24 protein-coding genes and 1 pseudogene are annotated in these 23,921 nt (G+C 61.0%); 3 read left to right on the plus strand and 22 right to left on the minus strand.

Annotated features, from left to right (window positions below; genetic code table 11):
* The first annotated feature begins 116 nt into the window (after positions 1-116).
* Positions 117-2,048 (plus strand): PAS domain S-box protein, encoded by a 1,932-nt coding sequence (locus RSO67_RS02455; RefSeq protein ID WP_315842205.1) that lies wholly within the window; start codon positions 117-119, stop codon positions 2,046-2,048.
* A gap of 401 nt (positions 2,049-2,449) precedes the next feature.
* On the opposite strand, the pseudogene RSO67_RS02460 reads toward RSO67_RS02455, so the two are convergent.
* A pseudogene (locus RSO67_RS02460) lies at positions 2,450-2,725 on the minus strand (transposase); the annotation flags it as partial.
* Between the two features lie 249 nt (positions 2,726-2,974).
* On the opposite strand from RSO67_RS02460, the gene RSO67_RS02465 reads away from it, so the two are divergent.
* Complete coding sequence (locus tag RSO67_RS02465; protein ID WP_315842206.1) at positions 2,975-3,574, plus strand: hypothetical protein; 600 nt, start codon at positions 2,975-2,977, stop codon at positions 3,572-3,574.
* Positions 3,575-4,492: 918 nt separating this feature from the next.
* Positions 4,493-4,690 carry a hypothetical protein gene (locus RSO67_RS02470; RefSeq protein WP_315842207.1) on the plus strand — a complete coding sequence of 66 codons (198 nt, stop codon included), beginning with the start codon at positions 4,493-4,495 and terminating at the stop codon, positions 4,688-4,690.
* A 17-nt stretch (positions 4,691-4,707) separates the two neighbouring features.
* On the opposite strand, the gene RSO67_RS02475 is transcribed toward RSO67_RS02470, so the two are convergent.
* The 21 genes from RSO67_RS02475 to RSO67_RS02575 form a co-directional block, all read right to left on the minus strand.
* Positions 4,708-5,028 carry a hypothetical protein gene (locus RSO67_RS02475; RefSeq protein WP_315842208.1) on the minus strand — a complete coding sequence of 107 codons (321 nt, stop codon included), beginning with the start codon at positions 5,026-5,028 and terminating at the stop codon, positions 4,708-4,710.
* Between the two features lie 30 nt (positions 5,029-5,058).
* Positions 5,059-5,679 carry a hypothetical protein gene (locus tag RSO67_RS02480; protein WP_315842209.1) on the minus strand — a complete coding sequence of 207 codons (621 nt, stop codon included), beginning with the start codon at positions 5,677-5,679 and terminating at the stop codon, positions 5,059-5,061.
* Positions 5,680-5,688: 9 nt separating this feature from the next.
* Positions 5,689-6,636 carry a glycosyl hydrolase gene (locus RSO67_RS02485; RefSeq protein WP_315842210.1) on the minus strand — a complete coding sequence of 316 codons (948 nt, stop codon included), beginning with the start codon at positions 6,634-6,636 and terminating at the stop codon, positions 5,689-5,691.
* An 89-nt stretch (positions 6,637-6,725) separates the two neighbouring features.
* Positions 6,726-7,754: a late control protein D gene (locus RSO67_RS02490; protein ID WP_315842211.1), complete on the minus strand. Its 1,029-nt coding sequence runs from the start codon at positions 7,752-7,754 to the stop codon at positions 6,726-6,728.
* A gap of 4 nt (positions 7,755-7,758) precedes the next feature.
* The gene (locus RSO67_RS02495) at positions 7,759-7,986 is read right to left on the minus strand and encodes a tail protein X (protein WP_315842212.1); all 228 of its coding nucleotides are present in this window, start codon (positions 7,984-7,986) and stop codon (positions 7,759-7,761) included.
* Positions 7,983-8,405: a phage tail protein gene (locus RSO67_RS02500; protein ID WP_315842213.1), complete on the minus strand. Its 423-nt coding sequence runs from the start codon at positions 8,403-8,405 to the stop codon at positions 7,983-7,985. Before RSO67_RS02500 ends, RSO67_RS02495 begins: the two co-directional genes overlap by 4 nt.
* Before the next feature lie 3 nt (positions 8,406-8,408).
* Entirely contained in the window at positions 8,409-10,622 is a 2,214-nt protein-coding gene (locus RSO67_RS02505) for a phage tail tape measure protein (protein ID WP_315842214.1), read from the minus strand.
* 143 nt (positions 10,623-10,765) lie between these two features.
* Positions 10,766-11,035 (minus strand): phage tail assembly protein, encoded by a 270-nt coding sequence (locus tag RSO67_RS02510; RefSeq protein ID WP_315842215.1) that lies wholly within the window; start codon positions 11,033-11,035, stop codon positions 10,766-10,768.
* 10 nt (positions 11,036-11,045) lie between these two features.
* Complete coding sequence (locus tag RSO67_RS02515) at positions 11,046-11,582, minus strand: phage major tail tube protein (RefSeq protein WP_315842216.1); 537 nt, start codon at positions 11,580-11,582, stop codon at positions 11,046-11,048.
* 48 nt (positions 11,583-11,630) lie between these two features.
* Positions 11,631-13,478 (minus strand): hypothetical protein, encoded by a 1,848-nt coding sequence (locus tag RSO67_RS02520; protein WP_315842217.1) that lies wholly within the window; start codon positions 13,476-13,478, stop codon positions 11,631-11,633.
* A gap of 108 nt (positions 13,479-13,586) precedes the next feature.
* Complete coding sequence (locus tag RSO67_RS02525; protein ID WP_315842218.1) at positions 13,587-14,075, minus strand: hypothetical protein; 489 nt, start codon at positions 14,073-14,075, stop codon at positions 13,587-13,589.
* A gap of 5 nt (positions 14,076-14,080) precedes the next feature.
* A complete protein-coding gene (locus tag RSO67_RS02530) occupies positions 14,081-15,016 on the minus strand; it encodes a hypothetical protein (RefSeq protein ID WP_315842219.1) in 936 nt (311 codons plus the stop codon).
* On the minus strand, positions 15,016-15,813 hold the full coding sequence (locus RSO67_RS02535) for a hypothetical protein (RefSeq protein WP_315842220.1): 798 nt from the start codon (positions 15,811-15,813) through the stop codon (positions 15,016-15,018). The genes RSO67_RS02530 and RSO67_RS02535 overlap by 1 nt, the downstream gene beginning before the upstream one ends.
* 6 nt (positions 15,814-15,819) lie before the next feature.
* Positions 15,820-19,032 (minus strand): DUF4815 domain-containing protein, encoded by a 3,213-nt coding sequence (locus RSO67_RS02540; RefSeq protein WP_315842221.1) that lies wholly within the window; start codon positions 19,030-19,032, stop codon positions 15,820-15,822.
* The gene (locus RSO67_RS02545) at positions 19,032-19,730 is read right to left on the minus strand and encodes a hypothetical protein (protein ID WP_315842222.1); all 699 of its coding nucleotides are present in this window, start codon (positions 19,728-19,730) and stop codon (positions 19,032-19,034) included. Before RSO67_RS02545 ends, RSO67_RS02540 begins: the two co-directional genes overlap by 1 nt.
* The gene (locus RSO67_RS02550) at positions 19,711-20,604 is read right to left on the minus strand and encodes a phage tail protein (RefSeq protein WP_315842223.1); all 894 of its coding nucleotides are present in this window, start codon (positions 20,602-20,604) and stop codon (positions 19,711-19,713) included. The genes RSO67_RS02545 and RSO67_RS02550 overlap by 20 nt, the downstream gene beginning before the upstream one ends.
* On the minus strand, positions 20,604-21,491 hold the full coding sequence (locus RSO67_RS02555) for a baseplate J/gp47 family protein (RefSeq protein WP_315842224.1): 888 nt from the start codon (positions 21,489-21,491) through the stop codon (positions 20,604-20,606). The genes RSO67_RS02550 and RSO67_RS02555 overlap by 1 nt, the downstream gene beginning before the upstream one ends.
* Complete coding sequence (locus RSO67_RS02560) at positions 21,488-21,928, minus strand: GPW/gp25 family protein (RefSeq protein WP_315842225.1); 441 nt, start codon at positions 21,926-21,928, stop codon at positions 21,488-21,490. The genes RSO67_RS02555 and RSO67_RS02560 overlap by 4 nt, the downstream gene beginning before the upstream one ends.
* A 10-nt stretch (positions 21,929-21,938) precedes the next feature.
* Positions 21,939-22,604 (minus strand): phage baseplate assembly protein V, encoded by a 666-nt coding sequence (locus RSO67_RS02565; RefSeq protein ID WP_315842226.1) that lies wholly within the window; start codon positions 22,602-22,604, stop codon positions 21,939-21,941.
* On the minus strand, positions 22,597-23,451 hold the full coding sequence (locus RSO67_RS02570; RefSeq protein ID WP_315842227.1) for a hypothetical protein: 855 nt from the start codon (positions 23,449-23,451) through the stop codon (positions 22,597-22,599). The genes RSO67_RS02565 and RSO67_RS02570 overlap by 8 nt, the downstream gene beginning before the upstream one ends.
* On the minus strand, positions 23,448-23,858 hold the full coding sequence (locus RSO67_RS02575) for a hypothetical protein (protein WP_315842228.1): 411 nt from the start codon (positions 23,856-23,858) through the stop codon (positions 23,448-23,450). The genes RSO67_RS02570 and RSO67_RS02575 overlap by 4 nt, the downstream gene beginning before the upstream one ends.
* Between the last annotated feature and the right edge of the window lie 63 nt (positions 23,859-23,921).

Raw genomic sequence — 23,921 nt, forward strand, 5'->3', positions numbered from 1 at the left:
GTAAAAGTTTTCTTGTGCCGCACATGGCGCGGCGCCTACTCTACTCTGCGACTCCCGTGCCGCTAAACGATGGCAGTTGACGCCCTCTGCCAGCGGGATCGGTTCGCGGAAAGTGAATGATGCCAGCAACAAAAAACGAACACGCCCCCCAACTTTTTGAAAGCGAACACGCCTACCGGCTTCTCGTTCAGGGCGTCACAGACTATGCGATTTATCTGCTCGACCCTAACGGCATTGTATCAAATTGGAATGCTGGCGCCGAGACGATCAAAGGGTATGGCGCAGAAGAGATCGTAGGCCAGCACTTCTCGGTGTTCTATCCCCCGGAGGATCGCGAAGCCGGACTTCCCAACGCCGCACTAGAGGCCGCACGCCGGAATAAGCGGTTCGAAGCGGAAGGCTGGCGGATGCGGAAGGACGGTACGCGGTTTTTCGCGTCCGTGGTTATCGACGCCATCTATGAAAACGATGTGCTTGTCGGCTTTGCCAAGATCACGCGGGACATCACCGAACGGATGCAAGCCCGCTCCGCATTGAGCGAAAGCGAAAATCTTTTTCGCCTGCTGGTGAGCAACGTCACGGACTATGCGTTATACATGCTTGATCCGGAAGGTCATGTCACCAGCTGGAACCTCGGCGGTCAGCGGATCAAAGGCTATCTTCCTGACGAGATTATCGGTCAGCACTTTTCGCGCTTTTATACCCCCGGCGACCGAGACGCGGGAAAACCAGCGCGTGCTCTCAGCATTGCACGTGAAAAGGGCCGTTACGAAGAAGAAGGCTTACGCGTCCGCAAAGACGGCACGTTCTTTTGGGCGAGTGTGGTCATTGATCCTGTGCGCAATGACGCAGGCGAGCTGATCGGGTTTGCCAAGATTACGCGCGACATCACAGAGCGACGTCAAGCAGCACAGCAGCTTGAACGTATGCAAAAGCAGCTGGCGGAAGCGCAGAAGATGGACGCGCTCGGTCAGCTGACCGGCGGCGTGGCTCATGACTTCAACAACCTGCTTATGGCAATCGCTGGTAACGTTCGGCTGATCAAACGGCATGCCATTGTCCCCCGCGTGATCGAGGCAGCAGGAGCGATTGAGGCAAGCGTTCGTCGCGGCGCGGCACTTACTCGTCAGTTGCTGACGTTTGCGCGGCGTCAGCAAGTCGCTCCGACGCTGCTCAATCTTGAAGAGACCGTGCAAGCTGTACGCGAAGTCTTGGCTACCGTTCTGGGTAGCGCGATCAAGCTCGAAATCTCCGTGCCGGCCGGAGTTTGGCCAATCTTCGCGGATCCAACCGAACTCGAAACTGCACTCATCAATCTCAGCATCAACTCTCGTGACGCCATGCCCGACGGGGGCACCTTGACGATTACGGCAGCAAATTACCGAGTCAGGGATGGAGAGGATAAAGGCGAGTACGTGCAGATCAAGGTGGCCGATACCGGCGCAGGTATTCCCGAGGATGTCATAGCGAAGGTGTTCGATCCGTTTTTCACGACCAAACCCGTCGGCAAAGGAACAGGATTGGGACTCTCACAGGTGCATGGCTTTGCCAACCAGGCCGGCGGTCGTGTCGAAATCCAAAGCGAGCTCGGCGCTGGCACGGAAACCACCATTCGGCTTCCGCGTGGCGAAGGCCATGCCGGTGCGCACGAAGCAGAGGTTCTGGCCAAAGGCGCCGGCAATGTCCTTCTTGTTGAAGACAATCCGGATGTTGCCACCGCCAGCGCCCTATTTCTGGAAGAGTTGGGATATCGCGTGAAATGCGTACCGGACGCGGAGTCCGCATTGCGCGAGATCGAGCACGACGGCATCGACCTCGTTTTCAGCGATGTCGTGATGCCTGGAAAAATGGATGGTCTCGGCCTGGCCCGCCATCTTAGGCAGAATTACCCGAACATCCCCGTCGTTCTCGCAACGGGCTACAGTGAAGCAGCGCTGAAACTCGGCTCAGAATTTCCACTATTGCGAAAACCTTACGAGCTTCATGAGCTGAGTAGTGCCTTACGGACGGCCCTTAACGGCGGGGGGAAGGGCGTAATGTTAAATTGAATGAAATTATGAGCACCTGATCTTGGGTCGCCACAGCGCATCGTTTTTGCGATCCTTCCCTTATTCGAAAGGTATTGGCGGAGTCTATTTTTCGAGCCTCTTTACGTCCGGCTCGATTGGCGCAGAATGAGCAGCTCTGTAAGGAGGAAGCGATGAAAGACCTTCTACGGGCGCGGGCCATGGAGAGCATGTGTCGACAACGAGCGTCTTTTTTTCCTGCGGAAAGCTGGAAATTCCTCGCTGAGGCCGAAATGTGGAAGCATCGAGCTCTTGCTTTGATTAGCGAGCATCACGTCGATTGTAATCAGCCGACGCAGCCGGATACTCCAGACATTTCCCGTTTCCAGCAGTCCTGATAATTCATCTTCCACTTTCCTGAATAAACCATCCAGCGCGCGTTCCTAGGGCGTAGACTCATTAGCACGCAACCAAATTCGGATTGAGGCGAGTTTGACGAACGCGAGATAGTTAGCTGCGAGCTTGTCGTATCGAGTCGCAACACGCCGACATTGCTTGATCTTGTTAAAGAACCGTTCGATCAGGTTGCGCGCGCGATACAAAAACGGGCAAAAACAGATCGGGTCTTTGCGATTTCGTTTCGGCGGAATGTTCGCCCAAGCTCCTTGCTGTCGGGCAAGCTCCCTGATCCAGTTCGCGTCGTATCCGCGACAAGAAAGGTCAGCCAGCTTAGGAAGGACCACGCGATGAGTTTGAAATCCAATCTTCTCATGACAGCGATTGTTACTCTCCCGTTAGCATTGGCGCGGACGCCCGAGTTGATGTTGCTCTGGGTCGATTCATGAATCGAACCGGACCCGCTATCGCATTTATCAAGGGTGGCCGATGGCGCGATGTCATCCTGTTTTGGTTGACGAGCCGCATTCGCTGGCGTCCAAGATAGGGGCGTCGAGTTGAGGTGAAGGAAAATGCTCAAGCACACCGCCGCAGCCGCAGCCATCGTAGCTTTCACGCTCTCGCCCGCCCTGGTGCGCTTGCCCGCGCCGGACTTCCGGGCCAGGCCGCTCTTCGCGCAGGAGGCGTTCGCCAAGGACCTCGGTCGCAACGCCAAGCTTGCGGATGCCGCTTCGATCAACGAGGATCTGATCGATGCCGCCCTGGGCGGCAAGGCGGACAAGGTGGCTGAAAAGGTGGCGGCGATTCGCACGGCGCTCCCGATGCTACGTCCGTTGCTCGACGCCCCGACTTTCGACGCGCTCGCCCGCGAACTGACTACCATGGAGCAGGCGATGGCCGGAAAAGACCTGCCGGCGATCGCGCTTGCATCTGTCGAAGCCTATCGCATCATCGAAGGTGCGACCGATCCTGCGCAGCGTCCTGCACCCATCGAGGTCGCGATGCTGGACTATTCGGGGTTCAAGCTGAGTATCCTGGCGGCGCGGCCGACCGCAGAATGGGTGGCCATCGGAGCCACGGCGAAGGACTCGGACAGCAATTGGTCGGCGCTGGCAAAAAAGTCCGCGACTCCGGCATCCGCGATCTGGCTGCAGCGATCCAGGACGGTCTGAAAAGCGCCGTGGCACGCAAGGACATCGAAGGCGTGAAATTCGCAGCGAAGCTTCAGCTGGGCATAGTCGATGTCCTTGAGGGATACTTCAAGCGCGCGAAGAGTCGATGAGCAGAAAACGGCGGAGTTTCTCCGCTACTCGGATTGCTCCGCTTTCGTCCGATTTCCGGTATTGGCACTTTTCTGACATGGGGCCCTGTCCGTCCGGTTGCTCTTTCGGGTCTCGTGACGGGCCGTAGCCTGAATTACCTTTCGCGCTGGCGATCAGCCAATCGCATTCCCCCCAAGTTCGACGCTGGCCGACCCCTTGCATTCTCAAGCAGGCTACTGTTGATAGCCACTTATCTTGGGGAGCAAGCATGGGTTATCGAGTAAGGGCGGTTACGGCTGGCGGGTCTGCCGTCGGGGTTATTGTAAACAGCCCACAGGCTGCACTCGCGAAAGTTCGGCAATACCGTGAAGACGGTTTTAGCGAGGTGACAGTCAGGGATCTGGACGGGAAGATAGTCGAAATCGACCAATTGGACGTCCAGCCGCCACCCGCAAATTCACAGTAGGGCCAATAGCGTTTATCGGTGATGCCCGACCAATCAAGTAACACTGAGCAAATCCCCGCTAGCATCTCCGCACCTCTTCTCAGATCAACTCCTACCAGCACAGTAGCCAAGGCAGAGGCGCCACTCTTACTGGTGAGCAACCTTACTTCCAATCAACCTGGACGAGAGCCTGATCGTGGAAACTTCCAGGAAGCAATGCTGACTGCCACCATTGGGATACCAAAAAGCAGGCTCCGATGGGACGCCTACAGTTTCGCCTTTGTGCGAGCTTTTGTGTGTGACAGGCTACGTCATCGCCGTTCTTCATTGTCTCATACCGGCGACTGAGAGACTTCACACCCCCAAGAAAGAGCGGTGATTTCATGCCCGATCTTTATGAAAGCAAAGAACGAAAGAACGCGCGCCAGAACGCGGCTTTGCAGATCCTGTCGGTGGACGAACTGCGCAAGCTCATTGAGCAAGTGGAAGCCGCAATCGTGCGATATGACCGAGCCGATCTAAAGATCATCACCCCGGACGCACTAACCCCGGCGGCAGTGTTACCAAGCCATTCCCCCTAGATGCAGAATAGCGCCGTTCACTTCACCTTGACGATGAAGAATTCGCCGAACGCCTTCCATAACTGGGTCAGGCCAATGAACAGGCCGAACGCTGTCGCGCCCCCGATCCATAGAAACTTCCCGATAATGCCGGCAGCGTTCATGAAGCTGATCGTCGAATTGAGTTGCTTGATCTTTTCCTTATCGGCGCCCCGCAAGAACTCCTTAGCCTCAGGTGAGAGGTCGGCCCAATCGTCGGCCGCCTCCCACATATTCGCTACACGTTGCGGCGTCAGTCCGACCCAAAAGGCCTCTTGAACGTCAGTGATTTTCTCTGGATCGAACTTCCCGTGAGGCATCTGCCCTGCTCCCCAATCTGACGCAGGGCGTCACTTTTTCTTGGTCACCGCTGCAACGACACTAGCAACAACGCCAGCTTTGGCCGGGACGCCGGTAATGGCGGTCTGCCGCTCGTTCGATCCCGTCCAGACGTGCACACCGAGCACGCCGAACCGAGCGCCCCACCACACAGTCAAGATGCTCGCGGACGCGACGAGCTCATTGATTTTACCGTTGATGATGCACCAGCAGATCAGCGCCGCCCAAAATGGGCACTCCGCTGTCAGCTCGTATGCCATGATCGTCCGCCAATTGCCCCACCAACCGTCGGCACGCGAGGCCGACGCGGACGCTTCGGCTCTGATCGACTCATTGACGGCATCGACCTGCGCTTTGCCGACGTCGGACTCCGCCTTGGCGAGTTCGGTGAGATAGCCATACTGAGCAATGATCTTCTGATCGGCGGCAGACAGCGCTGCCGATACCGCAGCAGGATCGCCGGATGCGACCGCGGTACTCACCGCTTCAGGAGTTGGCTCGACGCCTAGAGCCGCAGCGATGGTGTTTCCGACGAGACCGCCGATCGCACCGCCCATCGGTCCGCCGAGGATGGTGCCGATCGCGGGTGCGCCGGAGCGCGCGAGCGTGCCGGCGATATCTTTCCAATCCATGTCTTTCTCCTAAAACCAGTTGCGAATGACGGCCGCTTTCTTGCGGGCGATGATGACGGTGAGGATGACGACGGCAACGACCGCGACGCCGATGAGCCCATAAGCCATGCCCGACGACATCAGAGGTTTTCCGGCAACCTCGGTGCTGGTCTTGGCGCCCTCGTTGAGGCCCGCAGCACTGCCGGCAGCGCCGGCTGTGGTCCGCGCATTGCGCTCTTTCTTGGTTGCATCCTTCACCACGGATTTGGGCGGCACAGGCGTCGCTGGCCCGCCAGGCAAAGGCTTGACCTTCGCGGCGGCCGTTGCTGCGACGGCCATCCGAGCAATGATCGGATCATTGCCCGCCATGAGATGTTCGCGGTCGGCAAGTCCGTTCGTGCCGCCGTTCCAGATCTTCACCAGCCCCTTGAAGTTACCGACGTCCGCCTTGGCGTTGAGCGCCTTCCATGACCAAAATGCTGCACAGATCTCCGGCTGCAGATCGAGCTGCGAGACGGCCTGCGGGATCGATACTGCAGGGACGCCGGAGCGCTTCTCGCAATTGGCGTAGCCATCGCGACCGGTCCACTGCGGTCCGCCGCGGCCGATAAACGTAGACCCATCGGATGTGCCGAGCCGATTGCCCATGCGACTGCCATAGATGTCGTCGAATGCCTTTTTCTGCCACCCCGATGCGGTACCGTACTTGGCCTGCACCGCTGCGGCATTCTTGAAACGGTTAGGCCACACCTGCGCCATCCGGGCCGCGGTGTAGTTGATGTTTTCCGTGAGGTTCGGAATGGTGAAGCCGCCGCACTCGTGCTCGATATTTGCGACAAAGTACGCGAGGCGCGTGCGGGTCTCCGTAATCCCAGCAGCATCGAGAACGGATTGCTTCGACGCGAAGGCATCAATGACTGCCTGAGGGGCACGGGGAAAAATAGCCCGCCAAGCTTCGCGGGTGACTTGAACCGGCATTTCGATCTCCCATGAGAAAGGGATCGCCGACCGGGACGGTCGGCGATCCGATGTACGAATGTGCGAAGGTCAGTTGGGGATAGCGCTCACTACCGGCTGTCGGTACCGACGTCGCCTTCCGGATGCTTCAGTTCGAGCTTGGTCTTGTAACCATCGCTACGCGTGAGCGTGTGCTCGACACTCTCAATCTTGTATGAGCCATCGACGCCAGGCCGCGCGCCGGCAACGATGCACCCGCCACCCGGCTGCGCCGCGGGATTGCCGACGATCGTTACCGAACCGCCGCCGCGCTCTTTCTCCGACGACTTCGAATTGTCGGTCGCCGAATTCTTGGCCTCATCCTCATCGGCCCGCGTCTGCCGATGCGTATGTGTTGCCGGCGACGACGCCCCCTGCCCCGGGATCTCGATCAGCTTCTCGACCCACTTGGCCTTGTCTTTGTCGTAGAACCGCGCGCGTGCTTGCTGGAAGCGCGGGCGCGCGAAGGCCGGGGAGATATCCCATTCGATCAGATTATCGCCCCACAAGGCCGTCACGCCACCAAGGGCTAGTCCGGAAACGGACATGCCCGCGTTCTTCTCGGTGATGATCCCGGTTTTCCCCCGGATTTTGAAATTGCCGCCAACTTCTCGCGCGATCCGCTGACCGAGATGAATGAAGCTCTCGGTGCCGGCCGACCAGTAAGGCCGCTTGATCGAACCGAGACCGCCCGCGACTTTCATCGACATGCCAGCCTTGCCGGCCGCCTCGCTCATAAAGTCCTCGAGCGACGCATCGTCCTTATGGAATTCGAGCGGCTCTTTCGCCTTGCCCTTCGGATCGAAGCCCTTGGCGCTGATGACCATCGTTCGGCCGCCGCCCCGTGTGCCGGCGGAACGGATGGTGTCAACGGTACCGTCGAACACAAGAGAAACGCCGGTCGTATCGAAACCGAGCAGAATGGTCATCGGATCGCCGATGCCCGGCATGGCGATCTGGGCATTGGCGTCGTCGAGCGTGATCGAGGCCGTGTCGGACGTCGTGCCCTCCTTATCGCTCACGGTCAGGCTTTCCAGCACCTGGTTGAAAGCGTTGCTGACGTCACTGCCGCCGACATTGATCTGAAACAGCGCGCGCACTGGATCAGTCCCAGAGCTTGATCACGGGCACGACTCGCGCTTTAGCGGGCGCCTCGATCGGCAGCATGATGACCGTGCCGTTCGGGATGAACGGGCCAAGAGCCGCAAGGCCCGGATTAAGGGCGAGCGTCTTCTCGGCAAGCCGCGGCGTCTCGCGCCGGTACCGACGCCAAATCAGATTGTCGAGCATGACACTGCCCTCGACCACATAGCGCTCGACGTTGTCGCTCATCGGAAGATATCCATCAGGGCGTTGAAGATGCCGGCCGCATTCGGACTACCGGACCGCTTCAGGTTGGCCTCAAACTCGATCACGCGGCCGACGCCGTTCGGTCCGATATAGGTCGACTTCTCGGTGACCCGCTCGATCACGACCCAGCCCATCGGCACACCGTCGCCGCGCATAAAGAACTGCGCAGATCCGGTACGCCGCATCGCATGCAGGTTCGCCATCTCTCCGAGACCGCCGAAGCGCTCCGGAAACAACCGGCCCCGGATGGTCCATGTCTCCGCGGCTTCGCCGACGAATTCGAGATCCGGCATCCGGCCAAGCACCTCGTGAGAGGCAAATGACGCGCCGGCCTCGTGATCGGTCTCGTGCATGTTGAATGGCGCTACCGTGAACTGGCAGGCCCCGAGCTGGCAGAGCATGGGTTACACCGTTTTGAAGCCGTAATCGGCAAAGGCTGCCTGTTGACGAGCACTAACGCCGTTGAGGGCGGCGCCCTTCTGCCCGCCGCCCGATGGGACCGGGCCAAATTTCGGCGTGATCGTCGGCGATGCCGAGAAGCTGCCCAGCATGGCACCCCACTGCGACATCTTCTGCGCAATCATGCTGGTAACGCCGTCAAGCTCGGCCTCGAAATTCTGTTTGTAAGACGCACCGGTCTTGGCGCCGGCACCGGCCGCCTGCGATGAACCGTCCAAATGCTGGACAGGATTGCTGCCGCTCTTGAACACGTCACCGCCGATTACCGGGACGCCGAGCCGGCCGCGATCTTCATTGAACTGGCGTCGGTAGGCGTCCCGCGCGGACTTCGCCTTAGGGCTGCCGTCCGATCGGATGCCGAGAGCTGCCGCCCCCTCGCCGACCTTGTCCACGGCGTAGCGGCCGACGTCGAAGTTAAGCACGTCCTGAATCTGATTCCAGACGGACTTGAAGCTCTCCCATTTCCGGACCACGCCATCGAGGGCGTCTGCAATGCCGGTGATCGCGTTTGCGACGGACGTGCCCGCTCCGGCGCCCCAGGCCTCCCACTTCGCCGTATCGATCTCGCCGGTCACCAGCTTCCACGCTGCGCCAAGCTTCTCCATGGCCGCCGTAAGCGCCGGGAAACGGTCGCCATCGAGCCCGGCTTTGACAGCATTGAAGAACGCCGTAAAGCCGGCACCGATTCCCTTCATGTTGTTCGCCACGAAGGCCGCCGCAGCGCCGATCGCCACCAGCGCGACACCGATGCCGGTGCCGAGCAGCGCCAGCTTGAATACCCGGAGCGCCGCAGTCGCCAGCGCCAGTGGCCGCGTCATCGCAACGAGCCCCGCCGCGAATGCGCCGATCGCGGCCGGCAGCAAGCGCAGCGGCGCCAGCGCCGTGAGCGCGGCAGCGCCCATGAACGCCATCGCGTAGCGGGCGCCGATCGCAGCGACGCGCAGCGCAATCAGCGAGGCTGCCACCTTGACGGCGCCGCCGACGAGATGTGGATGCGCGTCCGCGAACTTCTCGAAGCCCTTGATCACCGGGGCCAGGCCACCCATCAAGCTATTCATCGCCGGCAGCAGGATGTTGCCGATCGACATGCCCAGCTCCTTAAGCCGGATGCTGAAGGCCGCGGTGCGAGCTGCGTTCGTTACCATCCGGCGCGCAAAGTCGGCATCGACGACGCCCTTGGCACCGAGCGCCTTGTCCCGGATTTTCTTGTACTCGTCGAGGTTCTGCATGAGCGGGCGCAAGAACTTCTGTACCTGCGCATCTTCGAAAAGGTCCCCGAGCTTCGACAGATCCCCTTTGAGCGCCTTGTTTGTCTGACCTGCGATCATCTCGAAGACGTCGCCCCCGGCTTCTTGGGTTTTCTTTAGCTCCTTGCGGATGTCGACCCCGAGCTTGGTGAATTTCTTCGTCGTCTCCGGCGAGATGATTTTCTGCATCAGGTTGGCGGTGTTCGTCGCGGCCTCACTGCCGCTTGCAGCGCCCTTGCGCGCGATCTGCAGCGCCGCCGTCAGCCGGCCGATCGCCGTCACACCTTCCATCTTCAACGCCTGGGCGGACGCCGTGAGCGACGGAAACTCCGACGCCATGTCCTTAATTTCGAAGGCGCCTTCCTTGCCCGACTGCGCCATGACGTCGAGCGCCTTGCCGAAGTCTTCCGCCTTCAGCTTCAGGTTATCGAGCGCCGAGTAGCCCGCCTTGGCCAGATCGTCGACCGACGCCTTGTAAGCGGTTGCCGCCTTGCCGATCGGCTTGATCAGGGTCTCCGCGCGCTCCGGATCGAGACCGAAGCCAACCAGCGTATCGATGCCCTTCGCCACTTCGGCCGACGTCTGGTTGATCAGCGGCGCGAGGGCGCGGATCCGCTCCCCCAGCGTTTTAATCGACCCATCGCTGAGGTCCGCCTTCTGCCCGATATCGAGCAGCGACGACTCGAATTGCGACGCGATCGAGATCGGCGCCGAAAGCGCCTTCTGCAGGCCGTAGCCGGCGGCGACGGCCCCGAGCATCTGGCCTTGCAGACGTGAGGCTGCCGCCGCCTGCGTTGCCGTCACCGACTTGATGCGGCCACTCAGATTCTGCATCGAATTGCCCACGGTCTTGGCTGGACCGGTGACCCTATCGATCAAAGAAACGATGAGCTGGCTAGTGAGCGTTCCCATGGATCAATCCAATGCTGACATCTTGAGGCCCATCGCTTTAGCGATGCGCCTGGCTTCGGCGTGCCATTTGAGAAGCGCGGACCAACGTTCGCGCTTCAAGTGATGAGGGGAGTAATGCAGCATCGCCGCAACGTCCGCGGAGATCACGCGCCAGTGTGACCATCCGCCCCGACGAAAGGGGCGAGCGCATCCGAGATCTTGACCAGATCAGACGTACGGATTTTGCGCACGGCGGCGACCGGCCAATCGAACTCAGCGGCCAACATCTTGACCATGGCGGTCATGTCGCTTTCGTTCGCCGCCTTGGAATTCTCGAATGCCTCGATGGCGCCGACGCACGGCTCGTCGATCTCGACGGACGTGATCTGCTGGTCGCCGATCGTAATCGGCTTCTTGAGAGGGATCGTTGTCATCGATCAGCCCTCAGCTCGCGCCGGGAATGCGGAGGATGTTGCGAATGTCGGCATTCTGCGACACCCCATCCACCCGCCAGTCCGATGTCCAGAAATCGTAGTAGTATTTCTCGACGCCGTTCCAGAAGAGCGCGTAGTGCAGAATTTCTTGGATGGTGTGCGAGTGGCCGACGAGTTCGCCCCGCTGCAGATCATCCCCTTCGAGGCGCAACATGCGCCCCTGAATCACCGCCTTCAGCTCGACCGGCGCATTCCCCTTAATGTCGCGGACCGCGCCGTACATGGTGTAATTCAGGCTGCGGCGAACTCCCAAGCCGAACTGGCTCATGATCTGCGGATCATAGCCCTTGATGCCAAACGTGACCTCAAGAGCGCTGAGGCCAAGCCCGCCGATGGTGATTTCGCCGATGGCACCGCCGCCGAAATGCGTCTGGCTCTTTTCTTCGAGCGTCGGCAATTTGATCGACGACAGGTTAAGGTGCTTGCTGTTGTTCGGGCCGTCGTCGCCGACGAACAGGGTGACGGCCTCTTGAATATGAAGCGACATGGATGTCTCCAGTTTTTGCGATGCGCGATGTGGATGGACCGGCCGCCGTTAGGCGACCAGGGTGTTCGCCTGCACGATGAGCGTGTCGAGCATGTCGTCGAGCGCTTGGCGATAGCGGCGGCTGTCGATCGTGAGCTGACGAAGGACCGGCGGTTCCTCTGCCTGGAAGAACACCCGCAGACGGCCGAGCCGCAGGTTTTCCGGGCTGTTCTTGTCCTTCTCGAAGCCGACGCGATATCCGAGGATATGCTCATCGGACTTCAGGTCGCGCAGCCAGAACTCCATGTCGTTCTCCAGCGCCTGCACCGAATGCGGGGTGATGTTCGACGTGCCGAGCCGCTTGCGCAGGGTCTTCAAGAAGCCGAGGTGGATATAGTCGCGCATGCGGGTGACGTTGTAGAACTGCCAGAGCGGATCGTCGCCGGCATTGTCGGTCGCGATGAAGATGAAGCCGGATTGCGCGATCGCGGTCTCGACACCCATTTCGCCGCGCGCGACGATACCGATATTGGACGCCAGCAACTCTTGGCCATCGGTCGCGCCGTCGGTCAGCGAGAAAGCGTCGTAACGCTTCAGGCCGATGATCCCCTGCACAGGCTCGTTTGCCCAGGAATGCGACGGGACGCCGCCGTGGAGATAGTCGCGCCGAACCGCGATGCCCATCGCGCGGGAAACGATATCTTCCTCGACGGTCTCGGTGCCTGCCGAGACCTTGACGAAGCAATCGACCGGGATGAGCCGATCGCTGTTGAGCGTTTCGCGCCAGTCGATGGCATCCCGCTTCGTGGTGGCCGGACCGCCGACGATGGCATGGGCGAGCATCGCCGAGCACACGGACGGAAGCGCGACGCAGATCGGGTTGGCTTCGGCCACGCCGCCGGTGATCACCACGGTGACATCGAAACCGTCGCCAATAGCGAAGTCCGTCGCCCCGTCTGCGATCGTGAACTTGATGTGGCCGCTGTCATAGAGCGTACCCACGATCGCATCGGCCAGGCGCGCACCCGAGGGATCGACGACGGAGAACACGCCGCCATTCGCCGGCACGGCCGCCGCGACCGTCACCACGAACTCATCGCCAGCCACGAAATCAATGCCGGCGTCCGACAGGGTGAAATTAATGCCGTTCGGGCTGTTGTAGGGCGCGCCGACCAGGGCAACGCCGTCGAATGCGCCATCGGGACGAAGAACCGCGAAGGCTCCGCCGTCCGTGGATTGCGCCTGGCAGATCACCCGCCATGCGCCGGTTGCGGCTGCCGCATTAGCCGAGAGCGCGCCCAGCGTGCCGGTGCCGGTATTGCCAACCAACTTCGGTGCCGACACTGCCGAGCGCGCCCCGCCGATGCAGCGCACACTATATAGGCCGTTTTGCGCTTCGGCGCCATGGTTCGGCCCAGCAAGGGTCATGAGCCCCGTGCCGGTGTTGCCACCCGACTTCGCGGCGCGCGTGACGTTCACGTTCGGGTTGGTTCGGGTGAAGCGGCCGGTGTAGCCTGGCGCGCCAATGACGCGCGGAATGACGCCAAGCACCTCGCCTGCCCGCAGCAGCGCATAGATGCCACTGCCCGCCGCCTGGCTCCCAACGATGTTGGCGATGACCTGGTCGATGTCCTCGTCATCGGCGACACGTACCGCGACGACCCGGGCCGCTTGCTGATAGTCGTCGAGCTGGCCGTTGATGCCGACGACCGCGCGACATAACGCGCCGGTGCCGAGCTTCGTGAGATAGGCCGTGTCGCTCGAATTGAACTCGACCGGGGTATTCAGCGGAAACACCGCCGCGTCGGCGTCGTCCGACGGCAATACGATGCCGAGAACGGACATGTCCGAAGGTACGACCGGACGGGGCTCATCGCTCGTCCGGTTGAAGGTAATGCCGAAAGTCGGATTGGTCATAGGTCTCTCCAACGAGTGTTGCCGCCCTTGCGGGGCGGTTTACGGGTGAACATGAATAGTCAGGGGTACGAGGCCGGCTGGTCTCGCGCGGATCGAATGATCCGCGAGCTAAGTGAACGTTTGCGCCAGCGAGAACAGCCCAATGAGCTCTTCGTCGCTCTTATTGAGCTGCTGTTTCGCGCCGATGATGAACGGGTGCGAGATCTCGAATTCGGTCGTAAATTGCCAGCTGTCACGCACGTCGATCGACTGTGACGCGACCCACGTCTCAATCTCGTCACGCAGGCCAAGTTGGTTCATGGCAAGGCGGATTTGGCGAGCGGTTGCTTTCATCTGCATCGTATTCTCGGTCGGAAGATCGACTTCGAGAATTTGCACAACTGTGCCCTCGACCCGCTCGAAACGATACCCCGTCACAACTGCACCGGGCATAGGCGCAGCGGCCGGCACGACCCGAAACACGCCGATAATCTCAAGCTCATCAGAGGACCATAGATCGGTGATCTGCCACGGATGAACGACGTCACCAGTTACGATGCTGTTGCCGAAGGGGACCTCGGTGAACTTGTCCGCTTCAGTCTCTTGAACGATGAACATCTCGCTTAGCCCCATGAAATGTAAGAAGCGCCATTACCGCCCCATCCAGCCCCTTGCCGGATGTAGCCTTGGTCGGGACTGTCACCGCCGGGAGCGCCGCCTTGGCCGACGATAATGACAAGCCGGGTGCCGGGCGTGAGAAGGCCGCGAGCGACGCCACGATATGCGCGACCACCGGGACCACCGTTGCCACCGTAGTAGCGAAAGCTAGGTGCGTAGTCGGGATACATGACGCTGCTCGCGCCACCGCCAGCGCCGCCACCGGGGACGATGCCGTCGCCGCCCTGGCCGCTACCTGCGCCTCCGTCGCCGTAGACATAGTCGCTGCCGGTGTACTGCATGCCGGACCCGCCGCCGCCAGCCCAGCCAATCACGTTGACCTTGCCGCCGCCGGTTTCCTCGTCATAGATCTGCGAGTAGCCACCACTCCCGCCGGGACCGCCGCTGTAGTAATTTTGAACGGGAACGACGCCGCCGCAACCGCCACCACCGCCGCCAGCGCCGTACACATCGAAGTTGAAGCTGTTGTGATAAGGGATGGGGTAGTAGTAGGTCCCGGGCGTGCCCCATCCTGCGGAGCCGCCTGAGACGGCGACCGTCGTGACGTACCAAACGACAGACGCCTTGCCGACATTGACACCCATCGAAACAGTGCCGCTATAAGCGTTGCTCGACGTTTGACGAAGCTGAAGACATTGCCCCTTCTTGATCGAGCCGACCGTGCTCCAATCTTGAATGACGATGGTCTGCGTTGCATCCAGAACGCGGAACTGGCCGACATTCACCGTGACCGGCACGGGAACGCTAATTCCCGTGATCTGCACAACGGCAGATGACACCAAAACATTCGGCGCCTGGCCGCCTGCCGTCGGGAAGGCGAACGGATTCGGCATCATGTCGATGTCCGCGCCGCCGATTCGCGCCTTCAGGAACGGCAGCATTAAGTGGTGACCTTCCAGCCTGCGGCGAAGATCGTGCTCGCATCCCACGCGGCGACACCGGTTACCACGCACGCGTGGGTGTTAGCGGCCGTCGACACTTCAGGCGCTGCAGCGCTCGGCCACTTGAAGCGAGCGTTCCAGCTCACCGTGCGCCCGCCGGTTGCGTCCTGCACCGGGATAATCTCGACCGGTTGACCGTCCTTCAGGTTTGAGACGTCGATGGTCACGTTGCCGGTCAGCGTGCCATAGAAGCGCGAACCGAGGCTGGCGTCGATGGTGACAGCGCCCGTCATGTTGCCAAGATTGACCCACTTCGCGGCATCCCATGCGGCGTCAACGCCGACGAGATCGGTCCCGGTCTTCGCCCGCAGTTGAGCCATCGTGGCGATGCCCTTCAAAGCCGAGGCACCCAGCGACAGCGCCGTTCGAGCGGCAGCCTTATCCGACAGGTCAGACAGGTTGGCGGCCTTGGCAAGCTTGGTGCCGAGCGCCGTCGTCATCGACGTCGTGAAGGCGTCGACATCATCGGCGAGATCTTCCATCGACTCCACGACGGCATTGATCGCCGCCGTGATCATCGACTTCACACGCGCGACGACCGGCACGCGGTCGGTCGCAGTGCCCGCCGCTGCTTCGGCCGGCGTCGCGAGACGAACGCCGCCGGAACGTGTTTCGGACGCGCCGTCCATGTCGTCGCTGATGCGCTCGATCGCATCGCGGATCCGCCCAGCATCCTCCCGAGCAATGTTGTCGGGATGCGGGAGCGGATAGTCGCGCGTGGTGCTGTCGTTCGGCATTTTCTACTAACCCGTCGTGGACTTGACTGCGACGATGCGGATGCTGCGGACGTTGGAGCGCGCGCTGGGACCGCCGGTGATTTTGACTTTGCCGCGCGTGATGGCGCTGTTGACGTGATCGAGCATGTACTGGCGCTCTTCCCACCCATCGCCCAGCGGCGTCGCCTTTTCGAGTGTCGGTGCCGACCACACCGGGAGACCATCGCCGCCAACTGCCGATTGGATGTTCGCCGTGAAGGTCGACGTCGAGGGCAGATACACGTCGCAGATCAGACGGACCTTCGAGTCGGTCCCGGCATCGAAAGCGCGGCTGACATAGTCGCCTTCCGCCTGGATCGCGCCTGCCACGACCTGTATGTACGGCAACATCTGCGGAGCCAGAACACTCGACCCGGTGAGCCGAAGGCGGACCTTCACCGCGCCGGTGATCGCCGACGGCAGCTGAACGTTGACGGACGGCCCCGTAATGTATTTAGCGCCGTTGGGCGCCTCGAACTCGACCTCGATCGCCGTGTTCTCCGGCCGCTCGGAAACCAAAAGCGGCATCAGATCAGAACAGGCCACCACGTTGACCTCACCAATTTCGACGGTGCGCGTGACCGGAGAATACTTGGCGGTGCGCAGGCGAAAGGTCAGCGAACGGCCGGGCTTCGGAAGCCAGGTCCGCGCATCCGAACCGTCCAGGAACGTGCCCGCCGTGAACGCATTGCTCGTCACCCAACCATTGATCTGGTCAAAGCCGCCGAGATCGGCGATGGCGACCGAATGAGTGCCGTCTTCGGTCAGAATCGTGATCGAGTAGCTGCGGTCCTCCCGCAGGGTGGTGGCGCGCTCGAACCGTGCGAAGGTCCAATCGGCTTCCGTACGCGGCGCGACCGACAGCGGGTCGATGGCCGTAACGGTGTGCATGTCGATCAGAGCCTCCGCCACGACGCGCTCTGTGGGGATGCCGAGTTCGACTTCGCGGATCTGGATACGTACAGGCTTGTTGCGATCGCCGATCTTGGTGAACTTCACGTCCACCCCGAGAACCTGACGCGGTTCCTGCAGGCGGAAGGTCTGTGCAACAGGGTCCGATTCATACCAGAAGGTCGTAATGACGGTGCGCTCGTTCATCACCGTCGTCGTCCAGCCATAGGCCGTGTAGAGCGCGTTAGCCTTAGATCCGCCAAAGCCCTCGAAGGCGACGTGCTTCACACCGACCGGGACACCAGCCGGGATTGCAAACGACGATACGAGCGTACCGTTCGCATCCGCCCGAATTTCACCGGCCGGGGTCACGTCGATGTCGTCGAACTTGACCGACTTCAAAAGCTCATTGAAGCCCCATTTGTTGATCGTGAACGTGACGTTGCGGGTACGAATGGTTTCCTGCGCCACAGTGTTCGACGACGTGACGCGGTCGATCACTTCCTGCTGCGAATTCATCAGCTGGCCGAAGACGTGCGTGCCGAAATACTGCATGACCGTGCGGGACGTGTTGATCGACGTCCAAACGTCCTGCGTGTCGGTCCAGAGATCGACAGATGGGTTCAGCGCGACATCGGTCGCGGGCGGGCCAAAGACCTGATAGGGATTGATCTTGGTCTCGCCCGTGATCTGGCGCTGCTCGAAAACGTTCTCGCCGATATAGGACAGCGTCGTTTCCAGAACGGGCAACGTCGTAACGGTCGGGATAACCGGCAGCCACAACTTGCCGCTGAAGATCGCACCGGTTTGGACGATGCCCTGGTCGCGCATATCGTCGTCGATCAGCGGATCGACGAACACGCCCCGCTTTGCCGCGACTTCCTTCCGATCGACGTCGCGTTGAAGCCGCTCTTCGGAAACGAGGGCATAGAGATCGCCGACCATGCCTTCGAGGCTGCGAAGATCGTTGAACGGCATGCGGACTGTCGCGACCTGGCGCACATTCGGCACAAGCCCCCATAGGTTCTCGACATCGGCCAATTTATGCAGCGTTGGCGGCACAACCACCACCTGCGGCGCATAGAGGGACGAAATGCCCTTCAGGTAAGAGATCGCACCCGTCTGGTCAGCGACCACAGCGTCAAACCGCGGAAGCTTGGTCTTGTACTTGAGGAACGCGGTCGTATCGTTAGCTGCACCCGTGATGTCGAAACGATCACGCTGGATGTTGGTCGGCACTGCGTTGGTCAGGTACTGATAAGTGACCTGATAGGTCGAGCCCGGCGCGACTTCGGCACCGCCCGGCGACCAATCGACGGCAGCACCGGTCAGCTTGTAGCTGGTTGTCGCCGCATAGACTGTGGCGCCCTGCTTCACTTCGCGGATCGAGAGCACAGTGGGGTCCGGCAGCGCATCGGAGACGCCCGTGAAGGCGCCGTGCGTCAGTGTGACCGTCTTCTCTGCGATGATCGTGACTTCGAGGATCTCGGCGATCGGAGCGAAGCGGACCACGATCGTCTGCGTGCCGGAATTGACAGCATGGGGCTCATCGTCGATCAGCAGGACTTCCGGCTCTTCGTCGACGCGAAGGCGATACGAAGCAGGCCGGGTACGCTTGTAGCCGTAGACGTTGATGGTGCCTTCCGAGACCGTGAAGACTTGCTTTGCGTTCTCGAGCCCAAGGGCCTGCACCTTGAAGCCCTCAACGACATAGCCGCCGTGCGCTTCGCGGTCATATCGTGCGAGCAGGTTTGCCCACGCGTCATCCATGCCTGGCTCTACCGGCGTGTCGATAACGCCATCTTTGATGGTGTGGATCGGGAAGAAATCGCCTTCCTCGCCGTCACCCTCGAATCCCCAGCGCCCCTTCATAACGAGGGCCGACGCCCCGGGCTCGCCCTGCGCGCGCGTGCCGGGAGCCTGCCCCTTCAGAGTCGGATCGTCCTCATAGCTTACAGTGTAGGTCCGCAGGCGGATGCCGATGACGACGGTACCGACGGCCGACACAACGAGGTTACGCGCCTCGATGTCATGAACCGCGCCGCGGATGTAGACCTTGGCTGCGGCCAGCCGCGCTTCAACGGTCGCATTGACGATGGGACCGAGCACGATCGCACCGCCGCTGACGAGCGAGCCATCTCGCCAGAAGGCGTCGGCAATCTGCTTCACGCGGTTTGCTTCAATGTCCTGAGCGACGTTCAGTTCATTCGCCGTCAGGAAGCGATCCCAATGATGAGCGAGACGCTGAAACCCCTTCGCACGATCGAACGTATTTTGGTAGGCGGGAAGATTGTTGCGAGCGTCAGTCATTAGATCACCAAAACGTAAGAGTAACCTTCACGCTTGCTCGGCGAGCGCGTGACACCGGAGAAGCGATCAAGCAAGAGCAGATAACCGGGTTCGGCGACCTCATCAGGCGTCAGGTACAATTGCCCCTCCGGAACTCCGGCAGCGCGGACGCTGTCGACGAAGATGCCGACTTCACGGATCGTTTCGTCTTCCGCTTCGAGGAAGTCGAATTGCACGGCGACATAGAGATGTCGCGTCGCATAGTTGACGACCGACCATCGCTGGCCGCCTGGCGTGTAGATATTTCCATTCGGGTCGGGGATGACAAAATCGACGCTCGATGCGATGCGGCGGCCGACCTCATCCACCAAAGCAGTGTCGCCCGAGTCCAGCGCCGTCGTTCCGTACACGGCCTGAGTCTGCACGGTCGCGCCGGGAGCAACGCCGCCGCCGTTCACCCGCGTCACGACGCCCGTATTGGAGTCGAAGACGTAGTCGGTCTGGGCCTCGTACACCTGAGAGCTGTTGGGATCGCTGACGGTCAATGACGCGACGGGCGCGTGATCGACTGAGAACCGCTCCGGCGAACCTGAAAACGTCTTGCTCTTCACGTCGGTCTGACCCCACCACGAAGCGCCCCGCCCCCAAGCGAAGTACATCGTGCGAGCCTTGAGCGCCGATGCCAGACCGGCGCGACCGCTAGTTACTAGAAGCGCCATTATAGCCCCCGTAAATGGTGAAAGGTTCAAAGTCGGAATAGGTGACGTTCGGCCAGGGCGCGTTCGGCCACGGCATCAGAACATCGTCAGCAAGGTTGATCGTTTCGCCGGAGAGCGACGCCTGGATCGCGACGACGGACGGTTCAAGAGCCTCGCCATCGAGGGCCGAGCGGTCGAGAACGAACCCTTCCTCGAAGCGGGCCGTGCCTGATGTTTGGCCGATGCCGCCGCCGAAGACGTGAACGCCGAAGTCGACTTCCTCGCCATGCATCCCGCCAAACGAAAGCTTCGGCTTGATGCCGTCCAGATAGACGCCGGACCAATCATCGAGCAGAGCGCCGTCCAGGCGCATCATGTCGAGCCGCATGGGGCGGATGTCGTATCCCCCATAGATGCGACCTAGAACCGTCCCGGCGTTCCGCGACAGGTCATCGGCACCGATCAGCCGTACGACGTTGTTCAGTCCGTCAGGCGCCTCAGCCAAGGCGATCTGATACAGCCACCACTTGACGTCGCCGACCCGCTCTTCCTCGATCGGGCCCGAGCCGCCGTAACCGTCGGGCACATCGAGACCAACGAAGCCCAGCCAATCCAGGACAAAGTCTTCAGTCGCCGACGGCGTGCCTCGAACCCGCTGCCAAGGCCGGCCTTCGATCAGTGTGCGCAGAAGATCCCCGACATAGGGCGCGATCCGGTCCAAGCCATAATGAATGACCAACCAAGGAAGCCAGTCGGCCGGGAACTCCGTCGTTCCGATGGTGCCGAGACGCGGGATCTGCGGCGACAGCGGCGCGCGCGTATCCATCACCTCGGCAAGAGACCGCTCCAACGCCGTCGAGTTCGGCGGAAGAACTGCTTCGAGCGTATCCACCATCACCAATCCCGACCCGCTTGGGTGATCAACGTCACCCCGCGTTTCGCGATCTCGTTAGGCGCGATGACCAGGTCGGCGGCCGGCTCGATCAAGTTGACGGACTTTACGCCCAGCGGCGAAAGCTGCGACGTCAGCCACGTGCGCGTGATGTCTCGACCGAGGCGGACATGCGCATCGAACGCCGCGGCAAAGCCGTCACGTGCCGCCTCAAATACCGGGTCGATCGCGTCGGGGTCGAGGGTCAGCTCTGCCCGGACATTGACCAGCTTAGGCACGGCCGGCGACACGGTGACCCGAATGCAGCGCGGCCGAACAGCCCGCGATGTAAGAACCGCGCGAAGGGCCGCCAACAAAGCAGCATCGGGAACACCGTCGCCGACCTTCGAGCGCACAGCGACGTCGACCCAGCCGCCGCCGTCATCGACATTGACTTCCGCGACATCCTTCGACGCCGCCTGCGCGTGCCAAAGATACCAGTCATCCGGCCCGGCGGCGGACGATCCGCGCCGACGCGTGACGACACGCGAGCGCAACTCCGGATCCTTCTCGTCCGTCCGGCGGGTCAGATCGACTTCGGCAGCATGGAGCTCAAGATCACTGCCCTGTGCGAAACTCACAACCCGCACCACGCGAGCGGTATCGTTCAACTCGCCGACGAACAGCATGTCGCCGAAGGCTGCGACTTCGAGCAAAGCCTTGGCCGGATCACTTTCAAGCACGAGCGTATCGAACGCCGGCAGGTCCGGATCTGCAGCCCGCTTCGCCTCCCACAACGCCTTGAACTGCGCGGTGCGGGAAGCGAGCGACGCCTCATAATCCAGCTCCCGCACCACGACGGGAAGCGGCAACCGGTATAGCGCAAGCTCCAGCGGGGAAGCCGTCGTCATGAAATTGCTCCAGATCCGCTAAACACCCGGAGCCCGGATGCATTGCCTCCCACCCGGATGGATCGGATGTCCTGCTCCGGCGTGAAGTCGCCGAGGTGACCGCGCGGCATGTAAACACCCTCGATTTCGAAACCGATCGCTCCCTTGATCATCTGATCCGACGATGCTTGCGGAACGATACGGATGACGCGATAGCGCGGCTCCCACGTGTCGATGGCGATGCAGATCGCCGTCCAGAACCGCAGGATCGTCGAGGGCGTCATGTTCTCGCCGAGGATCTTCGGCACGAACGAACCGAACCAGCGCCGCATGACGCGCTGTCCGAAATGCGTCGTGAAAATCACGTCCAACGACTGCAGCACGTGAGCCCAGCCCGTGAGCAATTTGCCGGTGCGCCGATCCATGCCGGCGCCGGGAAATGGTCCAATTTGTGCCATGGTCAATCCGTCACGAAACGAGGTCGCTCTCGGCTTCGAGATCGCCGTTGTCGATGAGCACGCGTGGCGACTTCTGGTCGCCCTCGACTACTGTCTTCTTGGTTTCGCTGTCCTCGGACTTGAGGCCTAGCTTCGAGATGCCGACGTCCTTCACCTCTGGCGAGGTGTTAGTGATGTTCTCTTTGGTCCAGACCGTCTTGGACCCATCCACATTCACCGTGATCTTTCCCGGCTCGAATGTGATCGACGACTTATCGACGGTGAAGCTCAAGTGATCCTTCTTGCGAACGATCTTGAACTTGTCGCCGTAGGTGTCGACGTGCTCGTCTTCCTTGTCTGACGGCGACTTATTGTCATCCGACCAGGTGAACGGCAGAAGCATCGCTTGCCGCACTTCACCATTCGGCGCGAACATCGTCATCTGCTGACCCTTGGTCGGCGGCCGGTGCGATTTATATTCGCCCGCAGCCTGGCCGTAGGGTATCCAAGCCGACTTCAAAGGCTGGCCGTCCTTCTCGCCGATCTCAATGCGCGCGAGATGCCTCTTTGTGTCGACGTCGGTGACCTTGCCGTGGCGCACCATGTTGTCCATGCGGCGCTCGTATTCGGCGACGCGCATAACCAGCTCGGTTTGACCGTCGAGCAATTCGCTCAGAATGCGTTCGATATCAGCCATTGGCGACCTCTTGAACGGGGACAGGCTCGCCATTCCCGATCGTCAGGGTTGCCCCGTCCGCGTCCACGGTCAGTTCGTCGCCCACATCGTCGCCAGCAGAAATTGTGACCGACAACGTCCCCTCGCCTGTTTCCTCTTCGGCGCCCTCGAACGGAGCCACGCCGAGTGCGCGAATGCCGGCATCGATCAAGCCAAGCTCAGCCTGCCACGAGCGCCATGCCGGCATCTGCGCGCCGATGGCCAACCGCCGCAGCATGATCGCCAAATTCTTCGTTCGATCATCCGCGTCGAGCGCAGCAAGACAGTCCAACCAGAATTTCGGCAGGGCCGCGCCGGGGACCGGGTCCGAGACGAGCTCGATGCGCAACTCAACCCGCTTCGCAGCGAAGCGAACACCTTTTTCGACCGCGGCGCCGCGCTCCACGGAAATGGACCGCGTTTTAACCCGACAGTCCCGCCACAAACTCGCCCACACAGATGCGCCCGACTGCAACGTGACGATGGCCTGGCGCCGAATAACGTCAATGGTCATCTCCATGCCCTCATCCGTTTCGGGAATGAAGGTCTCGACGTTCTGGCCATCCGTGGTCAGCGCCTTTCCGACGCATCCGATTTCCAGCGCCAGGGTGACTGCAGCCTGCGCACCAAACAGATCATTACCCTCGATCTGCGCATCCTCGGCACGGGCCGAGTCGGTGAACACCGCGATCATCGGGACCGGCTGAGGCTTTTCCTGCAGCTCATTCAATGGAACGAGCAGCGAAGATCTCACTTCCGAGCCGGCAAGCGTCTGATCGGTCAGCGCGAGCACGGTCAGATTTCGAAAAACCAATTCGGCGAGGCTCATCGCGCCGGCACCAACAAGAACGCGAAGCGCGACGGCCCATCGTTGACCACGGCCATGATTTCGAACGCCTCGATCGGCGTCAGATCGTCATCAAGACGCTGCAGCTGATCTCCTCTTTGCGGGGCGCTATCGAGAAAATATCGGCGCTCGATCGACGCGCTCTTTTCTTGGTTCACGGTCTGCGCCGCGAATTCGCTGTTTCGCTTATCGCCAGCGAGAAACTCGAACCCGGCCCGCCCTTCGACAATTCCGCCGACACAGTCGACGGACTGACGACCATCCGGCAGGCCGACGGGCTTCCCGAAATTATCCACCTTCGGCTTTGGGACGAAGCGCAGCGGCTTGCCATGACGGGCATCCAGCACTTTTGACCCCCTCGCCACGGCACGCTCGAATGCAGATTGCATCTCAGTCTCTCTCTTTTCAGTCCCTACCCTGTGACGCAAAAAGCCCGGCGCGCGGCGCCGGGC

This window comes from Tardiphaga sp. 709, assembly GCF_032401055.1.
Lineage (GTDB): Bacteria > Pseudomonadota > Alphaproteobacteria > Rhizobiales > Xanthobacteraceae > Tardiphaga.